This is a genomic window from Puerhibacterium puerhi, from assembly GCF_009846865.1.
Classification (GTDB): Bacteria; Actinomycetota; Actinomycetes; order Actinomycetales; family Cellulomonadaceae; genus Puerhibacterium; species Puerhibacterium puerhi.
Genome location: NZ_WUWN01000027.1, coordinates 1 through 21,567, shown reverse-complemented (window position 1 = coordinate 21,567; position 21,567 = coordinate 1). Strand labels below are relative to the sequence as shown.

Below are 21,567 nucleotides of genomic sequence, written 5' to 3'. Positions count from 1 at the left end.
GCGTGCCGGGGCGTGCCGGGGCGTGCCGGGGCGCCGGCTCAGCGCTCGGCGCCGATCTCCTCCAGCGCGTCCAGGCCCGGCAGGTGCGGCGCCAGCGGCGGCAGCTCGTCAAGCGACGTCCAGCCCATCCGGTCGAGGAACTCGCCGGTGGTGCCGAACAGCGCGGCGCCCGTCAGCGGGTCCTGGCCCACCTCGGCGACCAGGCCGCGCGCCAGCAGCGTGCGCACCACGCCGTCGACGTTGACGCCGCGCACGGCGGAGACCTGCCCGCGCGTCACCGGCTGGCGGTAGGCGATCACGGCGAGCGTCTCGAGCGCGGCCTGGCTCAGCCGCGACGTCTGCCCGTCGCGCACCAGGCGGGCGACCACGTCGTGGTGCGCCCGCGAGGAGTAGACGCGCCAGCCCGCGGCGCCCTCGCGCAGCTCGAAGCCGCGCGGCCGGCCGCCGGTCTCGCCGCGGTACTCGGCCGCCAGGTCGTCCAGCAGCCCGCGCACCTCGGCGACGGGCAGGCCGACGACGGCGGCCAGCCGCTCGGTCGGCACCGGCCCCTCGGCCACCATGAGCAGCGCCTCCAGCGCGGCAGCGGCCCCGCCCGGCAGGTCCGCGACGTCGACCTCCGCGCCCTCGACGTCCGCGCTCTCGACGTCCGCGCTCTCGGCCGCCTCGACCTCGGCCGCCTCGACCTCGGCGGCGACGTCCTCGCTCATGCCTCTCCCTCCTGAGCCGCGGCGGCCGGCACGGCCGCCGGCGCCCCGTCGAACTCCTCGAACCCCGCGAGCCGGGCCAGCACGGCGCCGGGGTCGCCGCCGGCCGGCTCCTCGCCGGTCCAGCGGACCGTCAGCTCGCCCAGGGCCACCGCCTGCTCGAACGCCACCTGGCCACCCCGGAACAGCTCCAGCAGGGCCAGGAACCGCGCCACGACGACGAGGCGCTCCTCGCCGGCGGCGAGCGCCCGGAACGTCAGCGCGTGCTCGCGCCGCAGCCGCCCGACGACGATCGCCGCCTGCTCCCGCACGCTCACCGCGGGGGCGTGCAGGTGGTCGAGGGCGACGACCGGCGGAGTCTTGGGCGTCAGGGCCCGCGCGGCGAGCTCGGCCAGCCGGTCGCCGTCGAGGGTCCAGACCAGCTCGGGCAGCAGGGAGGCGAGCTCGGGCTCGAGCGGCACCGACCGGGGCGTGCGCCGGCCCTCGGTGGCGAGCCGCTCGGCGAGCACCGCCGAGACCTCCTTGTACGCGCGGTACTGCAGCAGCCGGGCGAACAGCAGGTCGCGCGCCTCCAGCAGCTCCAGGTCCTCGGCGTCCTCCTCGACCGCGCCGGGCAGCAGGCGCGCGGCCTTGAGGTCCAGCAGGGTGGCCGCGACCACGAGGAACTCGCTGGCGGTGCCGAGGTCCCACGAGGGGTGCTCCTCGCCGCGCTCCCGTGCGGCCCGGGCGGCGTCCTCCGCCGCCCGGATGTGGGCGACGAACTCGTCGGTGACGGCCGCGAGGGCCACCTCGGTGACGTCGAGCTCGTGCTTGGCGATCAGGCTGAGCAGCAGGTCGAACGGCCCGCTGAAGTTGTCGAGGTGGACCTCGAACGGCCCGCCGGGCCGCGGCTCCGCCGGTGCGGGGGCGCTGCTAGGCGGCGTCGCCACGCGCCACGAGCTCCCGGGCCAGCTGCCGGTAGGCCGCCGCGCCCGGGTGGTTCGGGGCGTAGGCGGTGATCGGCTCGGCCGCGACGGACGCGTCGGGGAACTTCACCGTGCGCCCGATCACCGTGTGCAGCAGGGTGTCGCCGAACGCCTCGTGCACGCGCGCCACGACCTCGCGCGAGTGCAGGGTGCGCGAGTCGTACATGGTCGGCAGGATGCCGTCGATCTCCAGCGACGGGTTGAGCCGGTCGCGGACCTTCTCGATGGTCTCGATGAGCAGCGCGACGCCGCGCAGCGCGAAGAACTCACACTCGAGCGGGATCATCACGCCGTGCGCGGCGGTCAGCGCGTTGACCGTGAGCAGGCCGAGGGACGGCTGGCAGTCCACGAGGATGACGTCGTACTCGTCGAGCGCCGGGCGCAGGGCGCGGGCGAGGACCGACTCGCGGGCCACCTCGCCGACGAGCTGCACCTCGGCCGCCGACAGGTCGATGTTGGCGGGCACCACGTCGAGGTTCGCCACCGCCGTCGGCACGACCACGTCGGAGATCTGGACGCTGCGCTCCATCAGCAGGTTGTAGACCGTCAGGTCCAGCTCGTGCGGGTTCACGCCCACGCCGACCGAGGCGGCGCCCTGCGGGTCGAAGTCCACCAGCAGCACCCGGCGGCCGTACTCGGCCAGCGCGGCCCCGAGGTTGATGGTCGTGGTCGTCTTGCCGACCCCGCCCTTCTGGTTGCACATCGCGATGATGCGCGCGGGGCCGTGCCCCGCCAGCGGCGCCGGCACGGGGAACTCGGGCAAGGGGCGTCCCACCACGTCGGTGGCCACCTCGTCGGCCCCGGCCGTCGCGAACAGCGTGTCGTTGCCCAGTCGCTCGGTCACGACCGTCACGGTACCCCAGCAGGGGTCCCCGCCCGACGGGACGGGCCCGGCGCGCCGCGGCGCGGCCGGCAGCGCGGCGCCCCGGCGGTCAGAGCGCGCGCGGGTGCGCCGCAGCGTAGACCTCGCGCAGCGTGTCCGGCGTCACCATCGTGTAGATCTGCGTCGTGGTCACCGACGCGTGCCCGAGCAGCTCCTGCACCACGCGGACGTCGGCGCCGCCCTGGAGCAGGTGCGTGGCGAACGAGTGCCGCAGGGTGTGCGGCGACACGTGGTCGCGCAGCCCGGCGCGCTGCGCCGCCCCCTGCAGCACCGCCCAGGCCGACTGGCGCGACAGGCGCCGCCCCCGGGTGTTGAGGAACAGCGCCGGGGTGCCGGCGCCGGCGGCGGCCAGGGGCGCGCGCGCCCGGACCAGGTAGGCGTCCAGCGCCGCCCGGGCGTACGACCCGACGGGCACCACGCGCTCCTTGTCGCCCTTGCCGCGCAGCCGCACCGCCTCGGCGCCGGCGTCGCCCGCGGCGGCGCCGAGCCAGCCCACCGCGTCGACGTCCAGCCCGACCACCTCGCTGATGCGCCCGCCGGTGGAGTACAGCAGCTCGAGCAGGGCGCGGTCGCGCAGCGGCACCGGCCCCTCCCCCTGCCCGGCCGCCTCGAGCAGCCGGCCGACGGCGTCGACGCTCAGCGCGTGCGGCAGGCGGCGCAGCTGGGTGGGGGCGCGCACGTCGGCGGCGGGGTCGTCCGCCGTCTGGCCCTCAGCGTGCGCGAACCGGTGCCAGCCGCGGACGGCGGCCAGGGCGCGGGCGGCCGACGACGGCGACAGCGGCGCGCCGCCGTCGGCCCCCTCGCGCACGGCGGTGAGGAACGCGGCGACGTCGCCGGAGCGCACGGCGCCGAGCGACGTGCGGCCGGCGGCCTCGAGGTGGCGCACGTAGCGGCCGAGGTCGCGGCGGTAGGCGGCGGTGGTGTTGGCGGACAGCCCGCGCTCGACGCGCAGGTGCGCCAGGTAGTCGTCGAGCGCCGCCTCGAGGGGGCCGCTGGTCACGACGGCTGCGGAGCTCACCGCGCCATGATGCCCGCGACCTCGCGGTCTGCGGCGACGCCTCGCCGCGGACCGCTCAGAGGGGCAGGAAGACGTCGACCGCGACGGCCACGAACAGGATCGTCAGGTAGGTGATCGAGTCGTGGAAGACGCTCATGCCCAGCTTGCCCGCCTTCGGCCGGCCGGCGCGGGCGTGCAGCAGCATCCGCACGGCCTTCCAGCCGAACCAGACGTTCACGCCGACGGCGATCACCGCGTAGACCCAGGTCATCCCGGCGAGCGGGACCAGCGCCAGGGAGCAAGCCGCCATCGCGATCGTGTAGACGACCATCTCGACGGCCACGCGCCGGTCGCTGGCCACGACGGGCAGCATGGGCACGCCCGCCTTGGCGTAGTCGGCCTTGAACTTCACCGACAGCGGCCAGTAGTGCGGCGGGGTCCAGAAGAAGATGACGCCGAACAGCGCGAGCGCGGGCCAGTCGAGCCCGCCGGTGACCGCCGCCCAGCCGATGAACACCGGCATGCAGCCGGCGATGCCGCCCCAGACGATGTTCTGCGGCGTGCGCCGCTTGAGGATCATCGTGTAGCCGACGACGTAGATCGCGATCGCCGCGAACGTCAGCCACGCCGAGGCGAGGTTGACCAGCACCGCGAACCACACCAGCGCGACGAGGCCGAGGACCGTGGCGAACACGAGCGCCGCGCGCGGGGTGATCTCGCCGGTCACCAGCGGGCGCCGCTTGGTGCGGTTCATCTGCGCGTCGATGTCGCGGTCGAGGTACATGTTGAACGCGTTGGCGGAGCCGGCCGCGATGGCGCCGCCCACCAGCGTCTGCAGCACCAGCGCGATCGACGGCAGGCCGTCCGCCGCGAGGAACATCGTGGGGATCGTGGTGACCAGCAGCAGCTCGATGATCCGCGGCTTGGTCAGGGCGACGTACGCCCCGACCCTGTCGCGCAGGCCGCCCTCGCGGCGCGGAGCGGTGCGCGGCGACTCGGCCGCCTGGGCGCCGTGGACGCCGCGCGGCTCCAGGGTCGCCGCGGTGCGGGGACGGGCGGTCCCCTCGGTCGTCGTCTCGCTGGTGCTCACGCGCGTCGGTGTCCCGTTCTCCCCAGGGCTGTGGCCGGCCGTCGGCGGTCCGTGCCGACCCGCGCGGGGCCGGGACGCGACCGACGGTCTCGTCGTGCACCCGCCGTCATGGACGCACGGGGCTCCGCCCCATCCTACGTCCGCCACGCCGGCCGGCAGGCCCGGGCGACGGCCGCCCACGGTGTGAGAAATGTCCGGGATGAAGACGCCTCGCCCGGACGTTGACCTGGGACAGCGCCCCCGCGCACGGCAGCAGGCCGGTTCCCGCGGGACGCGGCCGGTCGCGGACCGACCACGCCACGTGGGACGTCCGACGCGTGCACGAGGCCGCCGATATACGCTGGACGCGCAACCGCCTGCACCGACGGCGCCCTCCCCTGCGAATCGCACGCGGGCACGCCGCCGTCCGGACCTGCGCGTTGGCACTCGGATCTGGCTAGCAGCACACGACCCCGGGGCCAGTTCCCCCGGGCAGGAATGAGGCATATTCGTGAGCACGTTCGACCCCGCCCTCAAGCCGCTCGACTGGAGCGAGCTCGACGACCGCGCGGTGAAGTCCATCAAGGCCCTCGCCGCGGACGCGGTCGAGAAGGTCGGCAACGGCCACCCGGGCACGGCGATCTCGCTGGCTCCGGCCGCCTACCTGCTCTTCCAGAAGACCATGCGCCACGACCCGGCCGACGAGCACTGGATCGGGCGCGACCGCTTCGTGCTCTCCGCCGGCCACTCCTCGCTGACGATCTACCTCCAGCTCTTCCTGGCCGGCTACGGCCTGGAGATGGAGGACATCGCCGCGCTGCGCACCTGGGGCTCCAAGACGCCGGGCCACCCGGAGTACAAGCACACCGCCGGCGTCGAGATCACCACCGGCCCGCTGGGTCAGGGTCTGGCCTCCGCCGTGGGCATGGCCTTCGCCGCCCGCCGCGAGCGCGGCCTGCTCGACCCCGAGGCCCCCGCGGGCGAGTCGCCGTTCGACCACCACGTCTACGTCATCGCCTCCGACGGCGACCTCGAGGAGGGCGTGACCTCCGAGGCGTCCTCGCTCGCCGGCCACCAGCAGCTGGGCAACCTCGTCGTCATCTGGGACGACAACAAGATCTCGATCGAGGACGACACCAACATCGCGTTCAGCGAGGACGTCCTCAAGCGCTACGAGGCCTACGGCTGGCACACCCAGCGCGTCGACTGGACCAACGGCGGCACCGGCTACGCCGAGGACGTCGACGCCCTCGCGGCCGCCCTCGACGCCGCCAAGGCCGAGACCGGCAAGCCGTCGATCATCGCCCTGCGCACGATCATCGGCTGGCCGTCGCCCACCAAGCAGAACACCGGCGGCATCCACGGCTCCGCCATGGGCGCCGAGGAGATCAAGGGTCTCAAGGAGATCCTCGGCCTCGACCCGGAGAAGTCGTTCCACATCGACGACGAGGTGCTCGCCTACACCCGCGACGTCGCCGGCCGCCAGTCCGCCCAGCGCGAGGCGTGGGAGAAGGCCTTCGCCGCGTGGTCGGAGGCCAACCCGGAGCGCGCCGCGCTGCTCGAGCGCCTGGCCAAGCGCCAGCTGCCCGAGGGCTGGGAGTCCGCGCTGCCCGTCTTCGAGGCCAGCGAGAAGGGCACCGCGACCCGCGCCGCCTCCGGCAAGGTCCTCACCGCCCTCAAGGACGTCCTGCCCGAGCTGTGGGGCGGCTCCGCCGACCTCGCCGGCTCGAACAACACCACGATGGACGGCGAGCCGTCGTTCATCCCGGCCGAGCACGCCACCAAGAAGTTCCCGGGCAACGAGTACGGCCGCACGCTGCACTTCGGCATCCGCGAGCACGCCATGGGCTCGATCCTCAACGGCATCGTGCTGCACGGCCTGACGCGCCCGTACGGCGGCACGTTCCTGCAGTTCTCCGACTACATGCGCGCCGCCGTCCGCCTGGCCGCGCTCATGGAGATCCCGACGACGTTCGTGTGGACGCACGACTCGATCGGCCTCGGCGAGGACGGCCCGACGCACCAGCCGGTCGAGCACCTGGCCGCGCTGCGCGCCATCCCGGGCCTCGACATCGTGCGCCCCGCGGACGCCAACGAGACCGCCTGGGCCTGGCGCGGGATCCTCGAGAACACCGACAACCCGGCCGGCCTCATCCTGACGCGCCAGAACGTGCCCACGTTCCCGCGCGGCACCGACGGCTTCGCCGGTGCGGAGGGCACCCTCAAGGGCGCCTACACCCTGCTGGACGGCGTCAACCCCGAGACGGGCACGCCCGACGTGATCCTCATCGGCACCGGCTCCGAGGTGCAGCTCGCCGTCGAGGCCCGCGAGGCGCTCGCCGCCGAGGGCGTCGCCGCGCGCGTCGTGTCGATGCCGAGCCGCGAGTGGTTCGACAAGCAGGACGACGAGTACCGCGAGTCGGTGCTGCCGGCGGCCGTCAAGGCCCGCGTGTCCGTCGAGGCGGGCGTCCGCCAGGGCTGGCGCGAGATCGTCGGCGACGCCGGCCGCAGCGTCTCGCTCGAGCACTACGGCGCCTCCGCCGACTACAAGAAGCTGTACGAGGAGTTCGGCATCACCGCCGAGGCCGTGGCCGCCGCCGCGCGTGAGTCCATCGCCGCGGCCGGCTCCGCCGCCCCGGGCGCGGCCCCCGCGCCGCAGACCGGCGGCACCGGCGACCAGCTCTGAGGCACGCGGGCGGGCCGCCGGGACACCGGCGGCCCGCCCGTCGCCCCGGCGGCACCCCCGCACTCCCCCCTCAAGCCCGCCACGAAGGAGGTCAGGTCCCTATGACCGACACCACTGACACCACCCGCCCGACGCGCCGCCTCTCCGAGGCCGGCGTCTCGATCTGGCTGGACGACCTGTCCCGCGAGCGTCTGAGCACCGGCAACCTCGCCCAGCTCGTCGCCGAGAAGGACGTGGTCGGTGTCACCACCAACCCGACGATCTTCGCCTCGGCCCTCGCCAAGGGCGACGCCTACGCCGGCGTGCTCGGCCAGCTGGCCGGCACCGACGTCGAGGCCGCCGTCGAGAAGATCACCACCGACGACGTGCGCGACGCCGCCGACGTGCTGCGGCCCGTCTACGACGCCACGAACGGCGTCGACGGCCGCGTCTCGATCGAGGTCGACCCGCGCCTGGCGCGCGACACCGACGCCACGGTCGCCACCGCCAAGCGCCTGTGGGCCACCGTCGACCGCCCGAACGTCATGATCAAGATCCCCGCCACGGTCGAGGGCCTGCCGGCCATCACCGCGGTGCTCGCCGAGGGCATCAGCGTCAACGTCACGCTGATCTTCTCCATCGATCGCTACCGCGCCGTGATGGACGCGTTCCTCGCCGGCCTGGAGCAGGCGAAGGCGAACGGCCACGACCTGGCCCCGATCGGCTCCGTGGCGTCGTTCTTCGTCTCCCGCGTGGACGCGTCGGTCGACGCCGCGCTCACGGCCATCGGCACCGACGAGGCGCTGGAGCTGCGCGGCAAGGCCGCCATCGCCAACGCCCGCCTGGCGTACGCCGCCTACCAGGAGGTCTTCGGCTCCGAGCGCTGGCAGGCGCTGGCCGCCGCCGGCGCCCAGCCGCAGCGCCCGCTGTGGGCCTCCACGGGCGTGAAGAACCCGGAGTACCGCGACACGATGTACGTCGACGAGCTCGTCGTGGCCGGCGTGGTCAACACCATGCCGCAGGCCACGCTCGACGCGTTCGCCGACCACGGCATCGTCCTCGGCGACACGGTCACCGGCACGGCCGAGGAGGCCGCCGCCACGATCGCCGCCGTCGAGAAGCTCGGCGTCTCGATCGCCGACGTCACCCGCACCCTCGAGGAGGAGGGCGTGCAGAAGTTCGAGGTCAGCTGGGACGAGCTGCTCACCACGACCAAGACGGGCCTCGACGCCGCCGGCGCCTGACCCCGGTGCGGGCCCCGCTCCCCGGCGGGGCCCGCACGCCTTCCACCCCTTCATGACATCCACGAGGAGAGACGGGGACCTTGAGACCGGCAAAGATCACGGCGGATCAGAACCCGCTGCGTGACCCCCTCGACCTGCGCCTGCCCCGCATCGCGGGGCCCAGCGGCCTGGTCATCTTCGGCGTGACGGGCGACCTGTCGCGCAAGAAGCTCATGCCTGCGGTGTACGACCTCGCCAACCGCGGCCTGCTGCCGCCCGGTTTCGCGCTGACGGGCTTCGCCCGGCGCGACTGGGAGGACCAGGACTTCGCGGAGATCGTCCACGACTCCGTCAAGCAGCATGCCCGCACCCCGTTCCGGGAGTCCACCTGGCGCCAGCTCGCCGAGGGCATCCGGTTCGTGCAGGGCTCCTTCGACGACGACGACGCGTTCGACCGCCTGCGCCAGACCGTCGAGAAGCTCGACGAGGAGCGCGGCACGGGCGGCAACCACGCCTTCTACCTGTCAGTGCCACCGAGCGCGTTCCCGGTGGTGTGCCGCCAGCTGCAGGAGCACGGGCTGTCGACGCCGCAGGAGGGCGCCTGGCGCCGCGTCGTCATCGAGAAGCCGTTCGGGCACGACCTGGAGTCGGCCCGCGAGCTGGACGCCGTGGTGTCCGAGGTGTTCCCCCCGGACTCGGTGTTCCGCATCGACCACTACCTGGGCAAGGAAACCGTCCAGAACATGCTGGCGCTGCGGTTCGCCAACCAGATGTTCGAGCCGATCTGGAACGCCAACTACGTCGACCACGTCCAGATCACCATGGCCGAGGACATCGGCATCGGCGGCCGGGCGAGCTACTACGGCGGCATCGGCGCTGCCCGCGACGTCATCCAGAACCACCTGCTGCAGCTCCTGGCCCTGGTGGCGATGGAGGAGCCGGTCAACTTCGACGCGCAGGCCCTGCGCGCGGAGAAGATCAAGGTGCTGTCCTCGGTGCGCCTGCCGCGCGAGCTGGGCAAGCACACCGCCCGCGGCCAGTACACCGCGGCGTGGCAGGGCGGCGAGAAGGTCGTCGGCTTCCTGGAGGAGGAGGGCTTCAACCCGAACTCCACCACCGAGACCTACGCCGCGGTGCGCCTGGACATCGACAACCGCCGCTGGGCGGGCGTGCCGTTCTACCTGCGCACGGGCAAGCGGCTCGGCCGCCGCGTGACGGAGGTCGCCGTCGTCTTCAAGAAGGCGCCGCACCTGCCGTTCGAGAGCTCGCTCACCTCCGACCTCGGCAACAACGCGCTGGTCATCCGCGTGCAGCCCGACGAGGGCGTGACCATGCGGTTCGGCGCCAAGGTGCCGGGCACCGCGATGGAGGTGCGCGACGTGACCATGGACTTCGGCTACGGCCACGCCTTCACCGAGTCCTCCCCCGAGGCGTACGAGCGGCTCATCCTCGACGTGCTGCTCGGCGACCCGCCGCTGTTCCCCACGCGCGAGGAGGTCGAGCTGTCCTGGAAGATCCTCGACCCGATCACCGCGTACTGGGCGCAGCACGGCAAGCCCGAGCCGTACCCCGCCGGCACCTGGGGGCCGGCGTCGGCGAACGAGATGATGGCCCGTGACGGGCGTGCTTGGAGGCGACCGTGATCATCGACATGCCCGAGACCACCACGACGGCGGTCGACAAGCGCCTGGTGCGGCTGCGTGACGAGGGCGGCGCGGTCGCGCTGGGCCGCGTGCTCACGCTGATCGTCGTGGCCGACGCCGACGACGTGGAGATGGCCGTGGACGCGGCCAACGACGCCAGCCGCGAGCACCCGTGCCGCGTCATCGTCCTGGCCGCCGCCGGCGGCCCGGACGACGAGCCGCGGCTCGACGCCCAGATCCGCGTCGGCGGCGACGCCGGCGCGTCCGAGGTGGTCATCCTGCGCACCTCCGGGCCGCTGCAGGACGAGCCGGACTCGGTCGTCATGCCGCTGCTGCTGCCCGACGCCCCGATCGTCGTGTGGTGGCCGCGCGAGGCGCCCGAGGTGCCCTCGGCCGACCGGGTCGGCCGCATGGCCCAGCGCCGCGTGACCGACTCGATCATGTCCGCCGACCCGGAGGCCATGATCCGCCGCCTGGCGCAGAACTACGCCGAGGGCGACACCGACCTGGCCTGGGCCCGCGTCACGCTGTGGCGCGGCCTGCTCGCCGCGGCGCTCGAGCAGCCGCCGTACGAGCCGGTCACCGGCGTCGTCGTGGAGGGCGAGAAGGGCCACACCTCGCTCGACCTCCTGGCCGCCTGGCTCGGCGCGCGCCTGCACTGCCCGGCGCGCATCGTGCACCACGAGGGCGCCAAGGCGATCACCAAGGTCACGCTCGAGCGCAAGGCCGGCACCATCGTGCTGGACCGCCCCGACGGCCGGATCGTGACGATCCGCCAGACCGGCGCGCCGGACCGGCGCATCGCGCTGCCGATCCGCAAGCTCGACGAGGCCCTCATCGAGGAGCTGCGCCGCCTCGACCCGGACGAGATCTTCGAGGAGGTCCTCACCAAGGGCCTCCCCCTGCTCGACGCCGGGGCGCAGGCCGAGACGGTCTCCGCATGACCGGCGCCGCCGTGGCGCCGGGCGCGACGACGGCGAGCCAGCGGCTCGTCGTCGTCCACCCGGACGCCGAGGTGCTCGCCCAGGCCGCCGCGGCGCGCCTGCTGACGCGCATCCTCGACGTGCAGTCGGTGCGCCGCCCCGTGCACGTGGTCCTCACGGGCGGCACGGTCGGCATCCGCACGCTCGCGGCCGCGGCCGCGAGCCCGCTCGTCGCGGCGGTCGACTGGTCGGGCGTGCACCTGTGGTGGGGCGACGAGCGGTTCGTCCCGACCGGGCACGCCGACCGCAACGAGACCCAGGCGCGCGAGGCGCTCCTGGACGCCCTCGTCGCGGAGCACGGCCTGCCCGAGGCGAACGTGCACCCGATGGCCGGGCCGGACCGTGCCGGCTCCCCCGAGGAGTCGGCCACCGCCTACGCCGCCGAGCTCGCCGCCCTGGCCGACCCGGCCGGCGGCGCGCCGCAGGTGCCCGCGTTCGACGTGCTCCTGCTCGGCATGGGGCCCGACGGCCACGTCGCGTCGCTCTTCCCGGGGCACGCCGCCCTCGCGGCGGACGGCGCCACGGTGGGCGTGCACGGCTCCCCCAAGCCGCCGCCGGAGCGGGTCTCGCTGACGTTCGACGCCATCCGCTCCGCCCGCGAGGTGTGGGTGGTGGCCGCGGGCGCCGAGAAGGCCGAGCGGGCCGCCGCCGCGCTGGCGTCCCAGCCGGTGGAGGAGGTCCCGGCGGCGGGCGTGCACGGCACCGAGCGCACGCTGTGGCTGCTGGACACCGCGGCGGCCGACGCGCCGTGACCCACGCACCGGCCGCCTGACACGCGAGAAGGCCGACGCGAGAAGGCCCTGGACCGATCCGGTCCAGGGCCTTCGTCGTGCTCGGGCTCGTCCGCCCGCCGGGTCAGGCGTCGCCGCGGCGGCGCCGCAGGGTGGCGAGCGCCTCCTCGAGCAGCGCGGCGCCGTCCTCGTCGGAGCGGCGCTCCTTCACGTACGCCAGGTGCGTCTTGTAGACCTCGGTGCGCACCGGCGCCGGCGGTGCCGTGGGGTCCAGCCCGGCCGGGTACCCGCAGCGCGGGCAGTCCCAGCTCACCGGCAGCTCGACGTCGGTGCCGACGGCGAAGCTCGGGCGCGTCTCGTGCCCGTTCGCGCACCAGTACGACACCTGGGCGCGGGGCGCGACGTCGCCGCGCTCGGCCTCCCCCAGCGGGCCGGCGCCCACGCGCGAGCCTCGGATCGCCTGTCCGGCAGATGCCACGTTGCGTCGACCTCACCTTCGCGCCCGCTGCTCACCGCGCGGACGGTCGTTCCCTGATCGGTGGCGGCGCGCCGTCGCGCCGCCGAGGGGGTCCGGCGGCGGCGCTGCGGCCCCGCCGGGCGGTCCGGGCGGCGAGCCGCCCGGGCCGGTGGTCTCAGTCGACCTTCTGGATCAGGCCCAGCAGGACGATGACGAGGGTCCACACCACGGCGAAGCTGATGGTGATGCGGTTGAGGTTGCGCTCGGCGACGCCGGAGCTGCCGGCGCTGGCGGTGATGCCGCCGCCGAACATGTCGGACAGGCCGCCGCCCTTGCCCTTGTGCAGCAGGATCAGCAGGGTCAGGAACCCGCTGGTGATCACCAGCAGGACCTGGAGGATGATGCGCAGCGCGTCCATGGGTCCTCGGTCTCGTCGTGGTCGGCTCCCCCGGCGGTGCCGGGATCCCGCGGCCGGTCGCCCGGCCGGGTCAAGGGTATGTGACGTCCGCCCCTCGGGGCGAACCCCGCGCGGGGTTCGCCGAGGGGCGGACGTCGTGGCGCGGGGCGCCTCAGGCGGCGTGCGCCTGGAAGCGCACGATCCTGGCGAACTCCTCGGGGTCGAGGCTCGCACCGCCGACCAGGGCGCCGTCGATGTCCGGCTGCGCCATGATCTGCGCGACGTTGCCCGACTTCACGGAGCCGCCGTACAGCACGCGGACCGTCTCGGCGGTCTCGGCGTCGTAGAGCTCGCCGAGCCGCGCGCGGATCGCGCCGCACACCTCCTGGGCGTCGTCGGGCGTGGCGACCTCGCCGGTGCCGATCGCCCAGACCGGCTCGTAGGCGACGACGACCTTGGCGACCTGCTCCTTGTCGAGCCCGGCCAGGCCGGCCTCGAGCTGGCGCAGGGTGTGGGCGACGTGCTCGCCGGCCTTGCGGACCTCGAGCCCCTCGCCCACGCACAGGATCGCGGAGATGCCGTGCGCGTCGAGGGCGCGGATCTTGGCGTTGACCAGCTCGTCGGACTCGCCGTGGTACTCGCGGCGCTCCGAGTGGCCGACGGCGCAGTAGCGCACGCCGAGGCGGGCGAGCATCTGCGCCGAGACCTCGCCGGTGTACGCGCCGCTCGCGTGCGCCGAGACGTCCTGCGCGCCGTAGCCGATCTCGAGCTTGTCGCCGTCGACCAGCGTCTGGACCGAGCGCAGGTCGGTGAACGGCGGCAGCACGACCGCCTCGACGGCGGCGAAGTCGTGCTTGGCGTCCTTGAGCGTCCACGCGAGCTTCTGGACGGTGGCGATGGCCTCCTGGTGGTCCAGGTTCATCTTCCAGTTGCCCGCCATCAGCGGGGTGCGGTTCGCCATGGGGTCAGTCCTCCAGGACCTGGATGCCGGGCAGGGTCTTGCCCTCGAGGAGCTCGAGGGAGGCGCCACCACCGGTGGAGATATGGCTGAAGCCGGCCTCGTCGAAGCCGAGCTGGCGCACGGCGGCCGCGGAGTCGCCGCCGCCGACGATGGAGAAGGCGCCGTTCGCGGTCGCGTCGACGATGCCCTGCGCGACGGCACGGGTGCCGCCGGCGAACGCGTCGAACTCGAACACGCCCATGGGGCCGTTCCACGCGATGGTCTTCGCGTCGGCGAGCTTCGCAGCGAAGGCCGCGCCGGACGCCGGGCCGATGTCCAGGCCCATCCTGCCCTCGGGGATCCCCTCGGCGGGCACGACGTCGTGCGGCGAGTCGGCGGCGAAGCGGTCGGCCACGACGACGTCGGTCGGCAGCACGATCTCGACGCCGTTCTCCTCCGCCGTGGCGAGGTAGCCCTTGACCGTCTCGACCTGGTCCTCCTCGAGCAGCGAGGCGCCGACGCCGTAGCCCTTGGCGGCGAGGAAGGTGAAGACCATGCCGCCGCCGACGAGCAGGCGGTCGGCCTTGGTCAGCAGGTTGGCGATGACGCCGAGCTTGTCGGAGACCTTGGAGCCGCCGAGCACGACCGCGTACGGGCGGGCGGGGTCGGTCGTGGCCTTCGACAGCGACTCGACCTCGCGCAGCACCAGGTCGCCGGCGGCGGACGGCAGCAGCTTGGCGACGTCGTAGACCGAGGCCTGCTTGCGGTGCACCACGCCGAAGCCGTCCGAGACGAAGGCGTCGGCGAGCTCGGCCAGCTCGCGCGCGAGCTCCTCGCGCTCGGCGTCGGTCTTCGAGGTCTCGCGGGCGTCGAAGCGGACGTTCTCGAGGAGCGCGACGTCGCCGTCGGCCAGGGCCTCGACCGTCTCGCGGGCGGACGGGCCCACCACGTCCTGCGCGAGCCGCACCTCGGCGCCGAGCAGCTCGCCCAGGCGGGCAGCGACGGGCGCCAGCGAGTACTTCGCGTCCGGCTCGCCCTTGGGGCGGCCGAGGTGGGCGGTGACGACGACGCGGGCGCCGGCGTCGCGCAGGCGCGTCAGCGTCGGCAGCGCCGCGCGGATGCGGCCGTCGTCGGTGATCGTCGTGCCGTCGAGCGGCACGTTGAAGTCGGAGCGGACGAGGACGCGCTTGCCGCGCAGGTCCCCCAGGGAGTCGATGGTCTTCATGGGCACTCCACCTGTAGCCGGGTCTCGGGGTAGGTCAGGGACGGCGCCCGGGCCGCGCGGCCCGGACACGACGACGTCCGCGTGCGCGGCGCCCGCCGGCGACTGGGTCACTCGGTCGGGCGGCGCGCACGCGGACGTGTCGGATCACGCTCGGGGCGCTGGCGTCAGAGACGCTCGCCCACGTAGGTCGTGAGCGCGACGAGCGAGTTGGAGTAGCCCCACTCGTTGTCGTACCAGGAGACGACCTTGACCTGGTTGCCGATCACCTTGGTGAGCTTGGCGTCGAAGATCGACTGGTGCGGGTTGGTGACGATGTCCGACGAGACGATCTCGTCGTCCACGTACTCCAGGTGGCCCTTGAGCGCACCCTCGGCGGCGGCCTTGACCGCGGCGTTGACCTCGTCCACCGTGACCTCGCGCGGGGCCTCGAAGGTGAGGTCCGTGGCCGAGCCGGTGATGACCGGCACGCGCAGGGCGAAGCCGTCGAGCTTGCCCTTGAGCTCCGGGAGCACCAGGCCGATGGCCTTGGCGGCGCCGGTCGAGGTCGGGACGATGTTCTGGGCGGCGGCGCGGGCGCGACGCAGGTCGCGGTGCGGGCCGTCCTGGAGGTTCTGGTCGCCGGTGTAGGCGTGGATCGTCGTCATGAGGCCACGCTCGATGCCGATCGAGTCGTTCAGGGCCTTGGCCAGCGGCGCGAGGCAGTTCGTGGTGCACGACGCGTTCGAGACGATGTGGTGCGCGGCGGCGTCGTACTGGTCGTGGTTGACGCCCATCACGAAGGTGGCGTCCTCGTTCTTCGCGGGCGCCGAGATGATGACCTTCTTGGCGCCGGCGTCGATGTGCGCCTTGGCCTTGGTGGCGTCCGTGAAGAAGCCGGTGGACTCGATGACGATGTCCGCGCCCAGCTCGGCCCAGGGCAGGTTGGCGGGGTCGCGCTCGGCCAGCGCACGGATCTTCTTGCCGTCGACGATGATGTTCTCGTCGTCGTACTCGACCGACGAACCCAGGCGGCCCAGCACCGTGTCGTACTTGAGCAGGTGGGCCAGGGTCTTGTTGTCGGTCAGGTCGTTGACGCCGACGACCTCGATGTCCGCACCCGACTCCACGAGAGCGCGGTAGAAGTTCCGTCCGATGCGGCCGAAGCCGTTGATCCCGACGCGGATGGTCACAATGCCCTCCTCAGGGGCGCGCCGGGCCCTCCCGACGCACACGTTGTTGCCTGACAGCGCGCGGTGGCGCGCGTCTGTGACGGCGCTGACCTTCCGGCGAGGAACTTCAGGCGCACGGCCTGCACGACCTCTGGAGAAGGTCACGTCGTCGTCACCTGACGCCCTCGAGCCTATACCCCTCCGAGCCCCGGTGTGTGACGAGGCCCGCATTCCGGAGCGTGCGGTCTGACCACGCGCGCCGGGGTGCTCACAGGTCCAGCAGGTCCGGGCTCAGCCCCGCCTCGGTGTCCGGGATCCCGAGCTCGAGGGCGCGCTTGTCGGCCGTCGACAGCAGCCGGCGGATGCGGCCCGCGACGGCGTCCTTGGACAGCGGCGGGTCGGCGAGCTGGCCGAGCTCCTCCAGCGACGCCTCCTTGTGCTTGAGCCGCAGCTCGCCGGCCTCGCGCAGGTGCTCGGGCACCTCGTCGGCCAGGATCTCGAACGCGCGCTGGACGCGGGCGCCGGCGGCGACGGCGGCCCGCGCGGAACGGCGCAGGTTCGCGTCGTCGAAGTTCGCCAGGCGGTTGGCGGTGCCGCGCACCTCGCGGCGGGCGCGGCGCTCCTCCCACACGACGAGCGACGCCGAGGCGCCCATGCGGCGCAGCATCTGGCCGATCGCGTCGCCGTCGCGGATGACCACCCGGTCGACGCCCCGCACCTCGCGGGACTTGGCCTGCACGCCCAGCCGGCGCGCGGCGCCCACGAGCGCCAGCGCGGCCTCCGGGCCCGGGCACGTCACCTCGAGCGCCATCGACCGCCCCGGCTCGGTGAGGGACCCGTGCGCCAGGAACGCGCCGCGCCACACCGCCTCGGCCTCGGCGACGCCCGCGGAGACCACCTCCGGCGCGAGCCCGCGCACCGGCCGCCCGCGCTGGTCGAGCAGGCCGGTCTGCCGCGCCAGGGACTCCCCCTCGCGCACCACGCGCACGACGTACCGGTTGTTCTTCCGCAGCCCGCCGGCCTGGACGACGATGAGGTCGCTCTGGTGGCCGTAGAGGTCGGCGATCGCCGTCCGCAGCCGCGCGGCCACGGACTCGGTGTCGAGCTCCGCCTCGATCACCACCCGGCCGGAGATGATGTGCAGCCCGCCGGAGAACCGCAGCGTCGCCGAGACCTCCGCCTTGCGGCACGACGTGCGCGTGATCCGCAGCCGCGCCAGCTCGTCCTTCACCTCTGCCGTGAGCGCCATGGCGGTCATCCTGCCACGGCGTGTCGCCTCCCGGCGTGTCGCGCCGCGCGGCGCGGGCGTGACGACGGTCTCAGGCGTCGGCGCCGGGCCGGCGGACGTCGCCCAGCACGCCGTCGAACACGTCGCGGTAGGCCGCGGCGAGCCGCAGCGCGTCGTGGCGCGCCGTGCCGTCGCCGAGGGCCACCTGGCGCATGAGCAGCCGCGCCCCCATGGCAGCGGCGGCCTCTGCCGCGGCCTCGACGTCCTCCACCGCCGCCGGGTCGGCCAGCACGACGTCGATGCGCAGGTCGGGAGCGTGCTTGCGCAGCGCCTCGAGGTGGTCGACGGCCGTGAGGCCGGACATCTCGCCGTCGGGCGAGAGGTTGAGCGTGACGCACCGGCGGGCAGCGGTCTCGTGCAGCGCCGCCGCCAGCTCCGGCACCAGCAGGTGGACGAGCACCGACGAGTACCAGGACCCGGGCCCCAGCACCACCCAGTCCGCCGCGCGCACCGCCGCGACCGCCTCGGCGTGCGCCGGCGGGTCGGACGGGACCAGGCGCAGCTGCTCGATGCGCCCCGGGGCCGTCGCCACGCGGCTCTGCCCGGCCACCGTCTCCAGGTGCCCGCCCGCGCCGTCGTCCACCCGGACGTCGGCCTCGACCGCGAGCGGCACCGACGACATGGGCAGCACGCGCCCGCGCGCCCCCAGCAGCCGGCCGACCCAGTCGAGGCCGGCGACCTCGTCGCCGAGCAGCTCCCACAGCGCGACGATGAGCAGGTTGCCCGTGGCGTGCCGGTCCAGCGGGCCGGCCGAGTCGAACCGGTGCTGCAGCACGGCGCTCCACGTGCGCCCCCACTCGGAGTCGTCGCACAGCGCCGCGAGCGCCATCCGCAGGTCGCCCGGCGGCAGGACGCCGAGCTCGGAGCGCAGGCGTCCGGACGAGCCGCCGTCGTCGGCGACGGTGACGACGGCAGTGAGCCGGTCGCTGACGTGCCGCAGCGCGGAGAGGCTGGCCGACAGCCCGTGACCGCCGCCCAGGGCGGTCACCGCGGGTCGGGGCGAGCTGAAGGCCAAGCTCACTCCTTCCCGAGGTCGCGCGCCGTCACCGTGACCCGCTGCCCGGACCCCCGCAGCCGCTGGGCGATCGCCTCGGCGATCGCCACCGAGCGGTGCTTGCCGCCGGTGCAGCCCACCGCGATGGTCACGTACCGCTTCTCCTCGTGCAGGTAGCCGGCCAGCACGGGCTCGAGCGCGGCGACGTAGCGGTCGACGAACTCGCGCGCGCCCGGGCGCCCGAGCACGTAGTCGCGCACCGGCGCGTCCCGGCCGGTGAGGTGGCGCAGCTCGGTCACCCAGTACGGGTTGGACAGGAAGCGGACGTCGACGACATGGTCGGCGTCGAGCGGCAGGCCGTACTTGAAGCCGAAGGCCACCACGTTGACGCGCAGGGTCTCGGGACCGCCGTCGGCGACCGCGGCGCGGATCTCGCGGGCGAGGTCGTGCACCGACAGGTCCGAGGTGTCGATGACGGTGTCGGCGCGCTCGGCGATCGTGGCGAGCGCCCGGCGCGCGTCGGCGATGCCGTCGAGGATGCGCCCGTCGCCCTGCAGCGGGTGGGGGCGCCGCACGCTCTCGAACCGCCGCACGAGCGCCTCGTCGGTGGCGTCGAGGAACAGGATCCGGTAGTCCACGCCGCGCTGGCGCATGTGCCCGAGGGCCCCGCGCAGGTCGTTGAAGTACTCGCGGCCGCGGACGTCGGCGACGACCGCGAGCCGCTCGACGGACGACCCGCTGCGGGTCATGAGGTCCACGAGCGGGACGATCATGGCCGGCGGGAGGTTGTCGACGACGAACCAGTCGAGGTCCTCCAGGACGCCGGCGGCGCGGCTGCGCCCGGCGCCCGACATGCCCGTGATGATCAGGACCTCGGGGCCGCTGTGCTCGGGACCGTGCGCGGCCGCCTCGATCGCCGGGATGCCGGTGGGCAGGGTCAGGGGCTCGGGCTCCCGGACTGCCGCCTCGGCGGCACGGGAGGCGGCGTCGGCCGACGTGTCGCTCATGAGCCCAGCATGCCAGCCTGCACGGCCCCCGCGGCGTCGCCGCCGGACGTGTCCGGGCCGGTCGGGGCGTCGCCGCCCGCGGCCGTGCCCGGGGTCTCGTCGGCCGAGCCCGCGGAGTCCGCCGAGGACGCGGAGCCGGCCGCGCCGAGGGCCGTGAGCACCGCGCGGGCGGTGGCCGGTCCCATGCCGCGGACCGCGGCGATCTCCTCCACGCTCGCCGCCTTGAGCCGCTTGACGGACCCGAAGTGGGTCAGCAGCGCCTTGGTGCGCGCCGGCCCGAGGCCGGGCACGTCGTCGAGCACGGACGCCGTCATGCCCTTGCTGCGCCGGCGGCGGTGCTGGGTGATGGCGAACCGGTGCGCCTCGTCGCGGACACGCTGGAGCAGGTACAGCCCCTCGGAGGACCGCTGCAGGATGACCGGGTAGTCCTCCCCCGGCAGCCACACCTCCTCCAGGCGCTTGGCCAGGCCGCACAGCGCGACGTCGGTCACGCCGAGCTCGTCGAGCGCCCGGCGCGCCGCCTCGACCTGCGGCGGGCCGCCGTCGACCACCACGAGGTTGGGCGGGTACGCGAAGCGCGACGGCCGGTCGGCGTCGGCGGTGACCTCGCCGGAGCGCTGCGCGCCTCCGGGCCCCGTCGGCGCCGGCGTGTCCTCGTCCTCGAGGTCGATCTCGACCTCCCCGGCGCGGGACCGGTCGGCCAGGTAGCGGCGGAAGCGCCGGGTGATGACCTCGTGCATCGCCTCGGTGTCGTCGCGCGCGCCCGTGCCGTCGGCGCCGCGGATGCTGAACGACCGGTACTCGCTCTTGCGGGCCAGGCCGTCCTCGAACACGACCATCGACGCCGACTGGTAGGTGCCCTGGGTGTGCGACACGTCGTAGCACTCGATGCGCAGGGGCGCCGAGTCGAGGCCGAGCGCCTCCTGGATCTCGCGCAGCGCCTGGCTGCGCGTGGTCAGGTCGCCGGCGCGGCGGGTGCGGTGCAGGGCCAGGGCGTGCTCGGCGTTCTTGCGGACCGTCTCCGCCAGCTCGCGCTTCTCGCCGCGCTGTGGCACGCGGACCTCGACCTTGGCCCCGCGCAGCCCGGTGAGCCAGGCGGTGACCTGCTCCAGGTCCGGCGGCAGCACCGGGACCAGCACCTCGCGCGGCACGGCGTCGCGGGCGGCCGCGCGGGCGGCGTCATCGGCCCCGCCCTCGAGCGCCTCGTCGGCGGACCCGTAGACCTGCTGCAGCAGGTGCTCGACGAGCTCGGCGTCCGTGACGTCCTCGACCTTCTCCACGACCCAGCCGCGCTGACCCCGGATGCGCCCACCGCGCACGTGGAACACCTGCACGGCGGCCTCGAGCTCGTCGCCGACGAGCGCGAAGACGTCGGCGTCCGTGGCGTCGCCGAGCACCACGGCGTTCTTCTCCAGCGCGCGCTGCAGCGCCTGGACGTCGTCGCGCAGCCGTGCCGCGCGCTCGTACTCCATGTCGGCGGCGGCCTCCTGCATCTGCTTCTCGAGCCGGCGCACGAACCGCTGGGTGTCGCCAGCCATGAAGTCGCAGAAGTCCTGCGCGAGCTGCTTGTGGTCCGCGGCGGAGATGCGCTCCACGCAGGGCGCCGAGCACTTGTCGATGTAGCCGAGCAGGCAGGGGCGGCCGCTGGCCTGGGCGCGCTTGTAGACGCCGGCCGAGCACGTGCGGATCGGGAAGACGCGCAGCAGCAGGTCGAGCGTCTCGCGGATCGCCCAGGCGTGGCCGTAGGGCCCGAAGTAGCGGGTGCCGGGGCGCTTGGCGCCGCGCATCACCTGGGCGCGCGGCACCGCCTCGGACATCGTCACGGCGAGGTAGGGGTACGACTTGTCGTCGCGGTACTTGACGTTGAACCGCGGGTCGTACTGCTTGATCCAGGTGTACTCGAGCGCGAGCGCCTCGACCTCGGTGCCGACCACCGTCCACTCGACGGACGCGGCGGTGGTCACCATCGTCTGGGTGCGGTGGTGCAGGTTGGCGATGTCCTGGAAGTAGCTGGACAGCCGGGAGCGCAGGTTCTTGGCCTTGCCGACGTAGATCACGCGGCCGTGGGCGTCCCGGAAGCGGTACACGCCCGGCGACGTGGGGATCTCCCCGGGCGCAGGGCGATAGGTGGCGGGGTCGGCCATGCCGTCCACCCTAAGCCGCGCCGCCGACACCGTCGGACGCCGGGGCGTCCGGGGTCCGCAGGCGCGCCCGCAGCCCGCCGGCCGGCGGGCCCGGCGCGGGGTCG

19 protein-coding genes are annotated in these 21,567 nt (G+C 74.2%); 5 read left to right on the top strand and 14 right to left on the bottom strand.

What is annotated here, in order from left to right:
* Positions 1-38: 38 nt before the first annotated feature.
* The 5 genes from scpB to GSF02_RS13440 form a co-directional block, all read right to left on the bottom strand.
* On the bottom strand, positions 39-707 hold the full coding sequence (gene scpB, locus GSF02_RS13460; RefSeq protein ID WP_159797348.1) for an SMC-Scp complex subunit ScpB: 669 nt from the start codon (positions 705-707) through the stop codon (positions 39-41).
* A complete protein-coding gene (locus GSF02_RS13455; protein ID WP_159797346.1) occupies positions 704-1,633 on the bottom strand; it encodes a segregation and condensation protein A in 930 nt (309 codons plus the stop codon). The genes scpB and GSF02_RS13455 overlap by 4 nt, the downstream gene beginning before the upstream one ends.
* Positions 1,617-2,486: a ParA family protein gene (locus GSF02_RS13450; protein ID WP_408003898.1), complete on the bottom strand. Its 870-nt coding sequence runs from the start codon at positions 2,484-2,486 to the stop codon at positions 1,617-1,619. The genes GSF02_RS13455 and GSF02_RS13450 overlap by 17 nt, the downstream gene beginning before the upstream one ends.
* Before the next feature lie 115 nt (positions 2,487-2,601).
* A complete protein-coding gene (locus tag GSF02_RS13445; RefSeq protein WP_235915564.1) occupies positions 2,602-3,570 on the bottom strand; it encodes a site-specific tyrosine recombinase XerD in 969 nt (322 codons plus the stop codon).
* Between the two features lie 55 nt (positions 3,571-3,625).
* Complete coding sequence (locus GSF02_RS13440; RefSeq protein WP_201308929.1) at positions 3,626-4,639, bottom strand: heme o synthase; 1,014 nt, start codon at positions 4,637-4,639, stop codon at positions 3,626-3,628.
* 490 nt (positions 4,640-5,129) lie between these two features.
* Here GSF02_RS13440 and tkt point away from each other — a divergent pair, with 490 nt between their 5' ends.
* From tkt to pgl, 5 genes are all read left to right on the top strand, one after another.
* On the top strand, positions 5,130-7,304 hold the full coding sequence (tkt, locus tag GSF02_RS13435; RefSeq protein ID WP_159797344.1) for a transketolase: 2,175 nt from the start codon (positions 5,130-5,132) through the stop codon (positions 7,302-7,304).
* A gap of 101 nt (positions 7,305-7,405) precedes the next feature.
* The gene (tal, locus tag GSF02_RS13430; RefSeq protein WP_159797342.1) at positions 7,406-8,527 is read left to right on the top strand and encodes a transaldolase; all 1,122 of its coding nucleotides are present in this window, start codon (positions 7,406-7,408) and stop codon (positions 8,525-8,527) included.
* A gap of 80 nt (positions 8,528-8,607) precedes the next feature.
* Positions 8,608-10,149 (top strand): glucose-6-phosphate dehydrogenase, encoded by a 1,542-nt coding sequence (gene zwf, locus GSF02_RS13425; protein WP_159797340.1) that lies wholly within the window; start codon positions 8,608-8,610, stop codon positions 10,147-10,149.
* On the top strand, positions 10,146-11,093 hold the full coding sequence (gene opcA / locus GSF02_RS13420) for a glucose-6-phosphate dehydrogenase assembly protein OpcA (protein ID WP_159797338.1): 948 nt from the start codon (positions 10,146-10,148) through the stop codon (positions 11,091-11,093). Before zwf ends, opcA begins: the two co-directional genes overlap by 4 nt.
* Positions 11,090-11,884 (top strand): 6-phosphogluconolactonase, encoded by a 795-nt coding sequence (pgl, locus tag GSF02_RS13415; protein WP_159797336.1) that lies wholly within the window; start codon positions 11,090-11,092, stop codon positions 11,882-11,884. The genes opcA and pgl overlap by 4 nt, the downstream gene beginning before the upstream one ends.
* Positions 11,885-11,987: 103 nt before the next feature.
* Here pgl and GSF02_RS13410 read toward each other — a convergent pair whose 3' ends face one another.
* The 9 genes from GSF02_RS13410 to uvrC all read right to left on the bottom strand — a co-directional run bounded on the left by GSF02_RS13410 (position 11,988) and on the right by uvrC (position 21,463).
* The gene (locus GSF02_RS13410; RefSeq protein WP_159797334.1) at positions 11,988-12,341 is read right to left on the bottom strand and encodes an RNA polymerase-binding protein RbpA; all 354 of its coding nucleotides are present in this window, start codon (positions 12,339-12,341) and stop codon (positions 11,988-11,990) included.
* A gap of 154 nt (positions 12,342-12,495) precedes the next feature.
* A complete protein-coding gene (secG, locus tag GSF02_RS13405; protein ID WP_159797333.1) occupies positions 12,496-12,738 on the bottom strand; it encodes a preprotein translocase subunit SecG in 243 nt (80 codons plus the stop codon).
* Positions 12,739-12,889: 151 nt separating this feature from the next.
* On the bottom strand, positions 12,890-13,678 hold the full coding sequence (tpiA, locus tag GSF02_RS13400) for a triose-phosphate isomerase (RefSeq protein ID WP_159797331.1): 789 nt from the start codon (positions 13,676-13,678) through the stop codon (positions 12,890-12,892).
* 4 nt (positions 13,679-13,682) lie between these two features.
* The gene (locus GSF02_RS13395) at positions 13,683-14,882 is read right to left on the bottom strand and encodes a phosphoglycerate kinase (protein ID WP_159797329.1); all 1,200 of its coding nucleotides are present in this window, start codon (positions 14,880-14,882) and stop codon (positions 13,683-13,685) included.
* Between the two features lie 164 nt (positions 14,883-15,046).
* Complete coding sequence (gap, locus tag GSF02_RS13390; RefSeq protein WP_159797327.1) at positions 15,047-16,051, bottom strand: type I glyceraldehyde-3-phosphate dehydrogenase; 1,005 nt, start codon at positions 16,049-16,051, stop codon at positions 15,047-15,049.
* Positions 16,052-16,298: 247 nt separating this feature from the next.
* Positions 16,299-17,279: a DNA-binding protein WhiA gene (gene whiA / locus GSF02_RS13385; protein ID WP_159797325.1), complete on the bottom strand. Its 981-nt coding sequence runs from the start codon at positions 17,277-17,279 to the stop codon at positions 16,299-16,301.
* A gap of 70 nt (positions 17,280-17,349) precedes the next feature.
* Positions 17,350-18,333, bottom strand: a complete 984-nt coding sequence (locus GSF02_RS13380; RefSeq protein WP_159797323.1) for a gluconeogenesis factor YvcK family protein — start codon at positions 18,331-18,333, stop codon at positions 17,350-17,352.
* Between the two features lie 2 nt (positions 18,334-18,335).
* Complete coding sequence (rapZ, locus tag GSF02_RS13375; protein WP_159797321.1) at positions 18,336-19,319, bottom strand: RNase adapter RapZ; 984 nt, start codon at positions 19,317-19,319, stop codon at positions 18,336-18,338.
* Positions 19,316-21,463 (bottom strand): excinuclease ABC subunit UvrC, encoded by a 2,148-nt coding sequence (gene uvrC, locus GSF02_RS13370; RefSeq protein ID WP_159797319.1) that lies wholly within the window; start codon positions 21,461-21,463, stop codon positions 19,316-19,318. Before uvrC ends, rapZ begins: the two co-directional genes overlap by 4 nt.
* Positions 21,464-21,567 lie beyond the last annotated feature (104 nt).